Below are 3745 nucleotides of genomic sequence, written 5' to 3' on the forward strand. Positions count from 1 at the left end.
TGATCGCCAGCACCTTGGGTTGCACCGTGGCCACCTTAGCCCGCAACGGTTCCAGCAGCGAGGCCATGGCCTGGCGGCGACTGTTTTTGCCCAAAGCTGTCAACGGCCAGGTGGTGGCCATGGTTTTAAGTTTGGCTTGGGCCACCGACAGGTCCAATCCCTGCTCTTTGTTCAGGGCGAAGGACAGCGCATCGACAATCTGCAACAGCCCCCAATTGATCCGATCCTCGCCCCGATTGGCAAAGGCCATTCCGAACGTTGTGAAATCCAACTCGCCGATTTCCGGAAAAGGTGTGCCCACACCAGGAATGTAATAACGAAAGTAACCGCTTTCACGGTGAAGCAAGCTGGCGTGATAGAGCCGGGCGATATTGGTTGGGTTCGAAAACTCACCCTTGGAAGTGTCGTGGGGCTCGTTGTTATTGGTCCCGTCGAAAAACAAGCTGATATGTAAAGCTCGGGCGCAGGTGGATGCGCCGCGCAAACCACGTTTAGCGTTCTGTTCCTGACGATAGTTGTTCACTTCAGCAGCTTGTCGCTCATAATTTTTTCTGACTGCTTGAGGATCGCTGGGTAAACGTCCTTGCTTGGGAAACAAGGCCGGTGCGAAAACAGTCTCACGACTTTTTATTTCGGACATACAGCAGGCTCCTGCATTTTCAAAGGTTCTTTAATCGGGCTGTTAGGTGAGGGGTAACGCCAGCAGGAAGTGGATACCTTGACCTGATGACAAGGTAGAAAGTGGACTTCCAGCGCGCACAATCGATCCTCGTAAGGCGGAAGATCCACAATGACTTGGTGTTGCCCATAGCTAGTTTTATGTTTAACCATAAAAGCCCTAAACTCGTCCGTTCCTAACGGGGGGGAGCCAGCATATGGATTCGGATCAGTCTCCCACTTAACTTCAAACTTCAACCCCGGTTCCCATTGGCCAGGTAACATCACGCAGCACATCCCGCCGCCGTAACCGAAGGGACTGGCATTCCCCCCTCCGTAGCCATTTACGGAAAACCGATTAATGGCCGCAGAAGTATGATTCACGGCATCCAAGTTACCCGCCAAAAACTTCGGCGCTCCCCCTGAACACCCAGACAACAATAAAAGCAAACAACCGCCGATCCAATGCCATATCGCTACCTTTTTGAAATTGCTCATCGCTCATCTTTGCCTCTAATATATAAAGCACTGACGCAGGTGGACGCGCCGCGCAAACCGCAGTAGTCATTTTATTACTGACATTCGTCGCTTTAACTCGGCGACTCACCACTCATTTGCTCCATGAGTAATTGAGAGCACCCACACCGCACTACTAATGCACCGCAAGGCCGCCGACATCAACAACGAAGCAATGCTGATCCATAGCGATCACTCCCCAAGAAAATGTATAGACCGGAACTTAAATAAGACGTTATCGAAACTGTAGACTTTGAATTACCGTGTCTATCACACGTTAAAATCTCGCAGCTAGGCTGCGGATTGACAATAGCGTCACCCGCTTTCTTGACACCAACGCCGGCGTTACCAAAATATATATTGACACCCTGATAACCGCTATCACTCTTGAGATAAACATGCATCGATTTCGACTCATATCCTTCAATATAAGGGACAGCCATCGTTGAGATCGAATTTACCAAGGGTGCACCATCTACATTTAACACAAGAGAATGCTGTCTGTTTTTATACCATACACTATATCTGGCCAAGTCGTTTTTTTTGGTCTTTTCTTCGGAGAGGTCAAAATCAAATTTTAGATAGCCGTAACTCTTGACCGACAAACTTTCTCGATACGTCATTCTCCTCTGGCGGGTTGCATGCATATGGTCGTACGGGAGTAAAAGCGTATCCACTACCAGGTCAGCTGGAATGCTTGCCACAAATAAAAAAGGACAAACAATGGTCATATAACAGATCATTGTCAAGTAACCAGCACTATCATTTCCGCCTAACATCTTTACATCCGCGTCGACTCCCTTGTAGTACTCACTATCATTTCTTGAGAACCAACCATCTTCCACTCGAGCAAGAAAAGTACCGCACCCAGACATACAGATGAAAGCAAGCGACATTACGATCGCCCTCAACAGCCTGCCAACCATAAAACACTTCCTATTCATCTTGATTTTTTTCAAAATTAAATCTCGCATACGCATGTAAATCACCAAAGTAATTCTCTTTGCTCGCTTGAAGCACCAGGCGATAACAAAGGGCAAAACCTTGCTCATCAGAAATATCCGAAAATTGCGTCTTGGCTATTCCAAGCAAAGTGTGCGCATCACCAATGCTGCCTAACTGATCAAACTGTGCGTCAGTCAACGAAACCGGATGCAGGGGTTCCAAAAACACCTGGTTCGAACGATAGGTACCCGACTGCCAGGCAGGTTGCTGGTCCCGGTCCAGCCAGCTCCATAGCAACGCCACACTCAGGAACCGCTCTTTCTGTTCGGCGGTCAGCACGCTTTCCAGCAGCTCCGGTAACACGCGCGGGTCGTAGAACCGCAACAATCCGGTCTGACCGCCCCATTCAAGTTGCGACGAGGCTTGAAGGGATTTGGCCAAGGCATCGAACGGCATGGGTGAGATCAGCACGAGGAGGCGCGGCAAGCCCCAAAGTTGTTCTACCACCTCCTCCAGCCAGGCTTCGTGCTGCCATTTATCCAGGCTCAAGCGCATCAGGATCGGTGCCTGTTCCAACAGGGATTCTTCCGGTGTGCCATCGAACAAAGAAAACCAAGGCGTGTTCGTCATACTCCGCAAGGCCGGCAAAACGGAGAGGTCCCAGGCGGCTTGATCGACGACAAGGTCGACATGGCCTACGTTGGCGGAAGCGCAGAGGCTTTTTATCTGCTCGATCCAGTGGCTATGAAGCTTTTGCATGTGCAGATTCCTCATTGGGCGGTACGCATGGCTGCGCCTGCTGCTTGTATCTGGGCCATCTCCAGACATTCCTTACACACCGACTGCGGCAAATCCGCCAACGCAAAGCTTTGCCCGGCAGGCAACTCCCAAACGTGTTGCCCCTTGAGGTTCAGCTTGCCGGGGCTATGGATGTCGATGGCGCCGCTTGGGTTAATCCGTATAAACCCGCCGCCACACGCCAACGTGATCCCATTCTTCGCCGTCACCTGCACATGCCCCTGCACCGACTGCACGCTGACGTCCTGCTGGGCTTTCAAATCCAACACATCGCCGTGGGATTCAATCTCCAACGGACCCTTGCCCGAGACCAGGCGCATGCCTTCCTGCTGGGCCAGCAGCGAAATACTCTGGTTGGCATGGGCCGACAGGCGTTTGGCGGCGGCGAGGTTGATTTCGTCCTGGCTTTGCAGGTAGAGCGCGTCGCCGCTTTTGAGCAGCACGCTGGCCGGGGTGACGGCGCCGATGCCCTTGGGGGCGCTGAGCAGGATGGCGGCGGCCTTGAGGTCTTTTGCGTCGGCCTGAAATTGCTGCAAGCCGCCCAGGTCGGGCTTGCGGCTGTGATGGGCCTGGGCGATGTCTTGCCAGTCGGCCATCTGTCGCTTGGCGCCTTCGACTTGGGCGCTGGCCGGGTCCATGCTCAGGACGTCGCCCTTGGCCTTGACCTGTTCATCCGCACTGATAAACACCCCCTTGCCAGCGCGAATCGCCCCCCAGCCATCCGTGCGCAACTCAAACCCTTCCCCCCGTTTCTTGCGCTCGGCATCCACCAGATGCCCCAGGTTCAACTGACTCTTACCACTGTGCTCGGTGCTGAGCTTGACGTGCT

General features: G+C 52.8%; 4 protein-coding genes and 1 pseudogene. All 5 read right to left on the reverse strand.

Annotated features, from left to right (window positions below):
- A pseudogene (locus tag AACY42_RS28065) lies at positions 1-640 on the reverse strand (T6SS phospholipase effector Tle1-like catalytic domain-containing protein); the annotation flags it as partial.
- Positions 628-1155 carry a DUF3304 domain-containing protein gene (locus AACY42_RS28070; RefSeq protein WP_339483754.1) on the reverse strand — a complete coding sequence of 176 codons (528 nt, stop codon included), beginning with the start codon at positions 1153-1155 and terminating at the stop codon, positions 628-630. The pseudogene AACY42_RS28065 and the gene AACY42_RS28070, both read right to left, overlap by 13 nt.
- A 179-nt stretch (positions 1156-1334) precedes the next feature.
- The gene (locus tag AACY42_RS28075; protein WP_339483755.1) at positions 1335-2225 is read right to left on the reverse strand and encodes a YceK/YidQ family lipoprotein; all 891 of its coding nucleotides are present in this window, start codon (positions 2223-2225) and stop codon (positions 1335-1337) included.
- Positions 2110-2877 (reverse strand): DUF4123 domain-containing protein, encoded by a 768-nt coding sequence (locus tag AACY42_RS28080; RefSeq protein WP_339483756.1) that lies wholly within the window; start codon positions 2875-2877, stop codon positions 2110-2112. The genes AACY42_RS28075 and AACY42_RS28080 overlap by 116 nt, the downstream gene beginning before the upstream one ends.
- Before the next feature lie 11 nt (positions 2878-2888).
- Positions 2889-3745, reverse strand: an 857-nt coding sequence (locus tag AACY42_RS28085; RefSeq protein WP_339483757.1) for a type VI secretion system Vgr family protein, incomplete at its 5' end; no start/stop codon positions are given.

The organism is Pseudomonas sp. RL_5y_Pfl2_73, assembly GCF_963970515.1.
Classification (GTDB): domain Bacteria; phylum Pseudomonadota; class Gammaproteobacteria; order Pseudomonadales; family Pseudomonadaceae; genus Aquipseudomonas.